The sequence below is a fragment of the Streptomyces malaysiense genome (assembly GCF_000980885.2).
Taxonomy (GTDB): Bacteria; Actinomycetota; Actinomycetes; order Streptomycetales; family Streptomycetaceae; genus Streptomyces; species Streptomyces malaysiense.
On record NZ_LBDA02000170.1, the window covers coordinates 1 to 3,708 of the forward strand.

5 protein-coding genes are annotated in these 3,708 nt (G+C 68.3%); all 5 read left to right on the forward strand.

The window, feature by feature from the left end:
- Positions 1–642, forward strand: a 642-nt coding sequence (locus VT52_RS34680; RefSeq protein ID WP_143070980.1) for a type I glyceraldehyde-3-phosphate dehydrogenase, incomplete at its 5' end; no start/stop codon positions are given.
- Positions 643–787: 145 nt separating this feature from the next.
- Positions 788–1,999 carry a phosphoglycerate kinase gene (locus VT52_RS34685; RefSeq protein WP_046423879.1) on the forward strand — a complete coding sequence of 404 codons (1,212 nt, stop codon included), beginning with the start codon at positions 788–790 and terminating at the stop codon, positions 1,997–1,999.
- A 6-nt stretch (positions 2,000–2,005) separates the two neighbouring features.
- Entirely contained in the window at positions 2,006–2,782 is a 777-nt protein-coding gene (gene tpiA, locus VT52_RS34690; protein WP_046423877.1) for a triose-phosphate isomerase, read from the forward strand.
- 125 nt (positions 2,783–2,907) lie between these two features.
- Entirely contained in the window at positions 2,908–3,138 is a 231-nt protein-coding gene (gene secG, locus VT52_RS34695; protein ID WP_046423875.1) for a preprotein translocase subunit SecG, read from the forward strand.
- Positions 3,139–3,348: 210 nt separating this feature from the next.
- The gene (locus VT52_RS34700) at positions 3,349–3,684 is read left to right on the forward strand and encodes an RNA polymerase-binding protein RbpA (RefSeq protein WP_003957010.1); all 336 of its coding nucleotides are present in this window, start codon (positions 3,349–3,351) and stop codon (positions 3,682–3,684) included.
- The last annotated feature ends 24 nt before the right edge of the window (positions 3,685–3,708 follow it).

Consider the following 3,708-nt stretch of genomic DNA (forward strand, 5'->3'; position numbering starts at 1 on the left):
CCGGCCAAGGACGAGGACATCACCATCGTGATGGGCGTCAACCAGGACAAGTACGACGCGGCCGACCACCACGTCATCTCGAACGCGTCCTGCACCACCAACTGCGTGGCCCCGATGGCGAAGGTCCTGGACGAGAACTTCGGCATCGTCAAGGGTCTGATGACCACGGTGCACGCGTACACCAACGACCAGCGCATCCTGGACTTCCCGCACAAGGACCTGCGCCGCGCCCGTGCCGCCGCGGAGAACATCATCCCGACCACCACCGGTGCCGCCAAGGCCACCGCCCTGGTCCTGCCGCAGCTCAAGGGCAAGCTGGACGGCCTCGCCATGCGCGTCCCGGTCCCGACCGGCTCCGTCACCGACCTCGTGGTCGAGCTCAGCCGCGAGGTCACCAAGGAAGAGGTCAACGCCGCCTTCCAGAAGGCCGCCGAGGGCGAGCTGAAGGGCCTCCTCGACTACACCGAGGACCCGATCGTCTCCTCGGACATCGTCAACGCCCCGGCGTCCTGCACCTTCGACTCCTCCCTGACCATGGTCCAGGAGGGCAAGAACGTGAAGGTCATCGGCTGGTACGACAACGAGTGGGGCTACTCCAACCGTCTCGTGGACCTCACGGTCTTCGTCGGCAACCAGCTCTGATCGCCGAAGACCGCAGCAGTACGACCGTGACATGAGAGCAGGGCTCGGCCAGCGCACCGTCGCGCTGACCGGGCCCTGTCTCGCGCACGGAACACGTCCTCATACGATCAAGGTGCACCACGAGCCCTCCTCAGGAGTCCACTCAATGAAGACGATCGACGAACTTCTCGCCGACGGCGTAAGCGGCAAGCGGGTATTCGTCCGCGCCGACCTCAATGTGCCGCTGGCCGACGGGACGATCACCGACGACGGCCGCATCCGCGCCGTGCTGCCCACCGTCAAGGCGCTCGCGGACGCGGGCGCCAAGGTGATCGTCGCCTCGCACCTGGGCCGCCCCAAGGGCGCCCCGGACCCCGCCTTCTCGCTGCTGCCTGCCGCCGAGCGCCTCGGTGAACTGCTCGGCGCACCGGTCGCCTTCGCCGAGGACACGGTCGGCCCCGCCGCCCATGACGCCGTCGACGGCCTCCAGCCCGGTCAGGTCGCCGTCATCGAGAACCTGCGTTTCAACCCCGGCGAGACCGCCAAGGACGACGCCGAGCGCGGCGGGTTCGCGGACCGACTGGCCGCCCTCGCCGATGTGTACGTCGGCGACGGCTTCGGCGCCGTGCACCGGGGGCACGCCTCCGTCTACGACCTCCCGGCCCGGCTGCCGCACTACGCCGGCTACCTCATCGCCACCGAGGTCGGCGTCCTGAAGAAGCTCACCGAGGACGTCGAGCGCCCCTACGTCGTCGCGCTCGGCGGTGCCAAGGTCTCCGACAAGCTCGCCGTCATCGACCAGCTGCTCGGCAAGGCCGACCGGCTGCTCATCGGCGGCGGCATGGCCTACACCTTCCTCAAGGCCAAGGGCTACGAGGTCGGTATCTCCCTCCTCCAGGAGGACCAGATCCCGGCCGTCACGGAGTACATGGAGCGAGCCGAGAAGCTCGGTGTGGAGCTGCTGCTCCCCGTCGACGTCCTGGTCTCCCGGGAGTTCCCGGACCTGAAGACCAAGGCGCCGAGCCAGTACAGCACCGTCGACGCGGACAAGATCCCCGCCGACCAGGAGGGCCTGGACATCGGCCCGAGGACCCGGGAGCTGTACGCCTCGAAGCTCGCCGACGCCCGGACCGTGTTCTGGAACGGACCCATGGGCGTCTTCGAGCACCCGGACTACGCCGAGGGCACCAAGGCGGTCGCCCAGGCGCTCGTAGACTCGAACGGTTTCACCGTCGTCGGCGGCGGTGACTCCGCCGCGGCCGTGCGCACGCTCGGCTTCGACGAGAACGCATTCGGCCACATCTCGACCGGTGGCGGCGCCTCCCTCGAATACCTCGAGGGCAAGACGCTTCCCGGTCTCGCCGCACTGGAGGACTGACCCCGTATGACCACCCGCACGCCGCTGATGGCGGGCAACTGGAAGATGAACCTCAACCACCTCGAGGCCATCGCCCACGTCCAGAAGCTCGCCTTCGCCCTGGCCGACAAGGACTACGAGGCCGTCGAGGTCGCCGTCCTGCCGCCCTTCACCGACCTGCGCTCCGTACAGACCCTGGTCGACGGCGACAAGCTCAAGATCAAGTACGGCGCCCAGGACATCTCGCAGCACGACTCCGGCGCCTACACCGGCGAGATCTCCGGCCCGATGCTGTCCAAGCTGAAGTGCGCCTACGTGGTCATCGGCCACTCCGAGCGCCGCCAGTACCACGCCGAGACCGACGAGATCGTCAACGCGAAGGTCAAGGCCGCCTACAAGCACGGCCTCACCCCGATCCTGTGCGTCGGCGAGGAACTGGACGTCCGCGAGGCGGGCAACCACGTCGCCCACACCCTCGCTCAGGTCGAGGGCGGTCTGAAGGACCTCCCGGCCGAGCAGGCCGAGACGATCGTGATCGCCTACGAGCCCGTGTGGGCCATCGGCACCGGCAAGGTCTGCGGCGCCGACGACGCCCAGGAGGTCTGCGCCGCCATCCGCGCCAAGGTCGCCGAGCTGTACTCCCAGGACGTGGCCGACCAGGTCCGCATCCAGTACGGCGGCTCCGTGAAGTCGGGCAATGTCGCCGAGATCATGGCCAAGGCCGACATCGACGGTGCCCTGGTCGGCGGCGCCTCGCTGGACACCGACGAGTTCGTCAAGATCGTGCGCTTCCGCGATCAGTGACGGAGCGGCTACGCCGTCCATGAGTAGGCGGTAGCCGCGATACGTCGTACTCTTGCGGGGGCACGGCCCAGGTGCCGTGCCCCCGTCGTCCATCCGAATCCGAGGAAGTTGGTCCAGCCGTGGTTTTGGGGTTCTCGATCGCCCTGATCGTCTTCAGCCTGCTGCTGATGCTGCTGGTGCTGATGCACAAGGGAAAGGGCGGCGGCCTCTCCGACATGTTCGGTGGCGGCATGCAGTCCTCCGTCGGCGGCTCCTCGGTCGCCGAGCGCAACCTCGACCGGATCACCGTCGTGGTCGGCGTGCTGTGGATCGTGTGCATCGTGGTCCTCGGCATCCTGATGAAGACGAACAGCTGATCCCGGCCTTCCAGGCACACTCATTGCGTACGTTGAGCCCCATGTTCGGTACGCGCTCCCGAGCGCGGCCTATCATGGGGCTTGCGTCTGGGTGCGGGGGCGGTAACTCCCATCACTGGACGCGCGTTGGGCCTTACGTAGACTGAGGCGCTCGCAGCGAAGCGGTACGCCGACTCGCTTCGCGGCACCATCACGCAGGGAGTTACGACCGTGGCAAGTGGCAACGCGATCCGAGGAAGCCGGGTCGGGGCGGGGCCGATGGGCGAGGCCGAGCGCGGCGAGTCCGCACCGCGGCTGCGCATCTCCTTCTGGTGCTCCAACGGGCACGAGACCCAGCCGAGCTTCGCCAGCGACGCACAGGTCCCCGACACCTGGGACTGCCCGCGCTGTGGCTTTCCGGCCGGCCAGGACCGGGACAACCCGCCGGACCCGCCGCGCACCGAGCCGTACAAGACGCACCTCGCGTATGTGCGGGAGCGGCGCAGCGACGCGGACGGCGAGGCGATCCTCGCCGAGGCACTCGCCAAACTGCGCGGTGAGATCTAGACGTTGAGGTCCGGCCGGGCACCC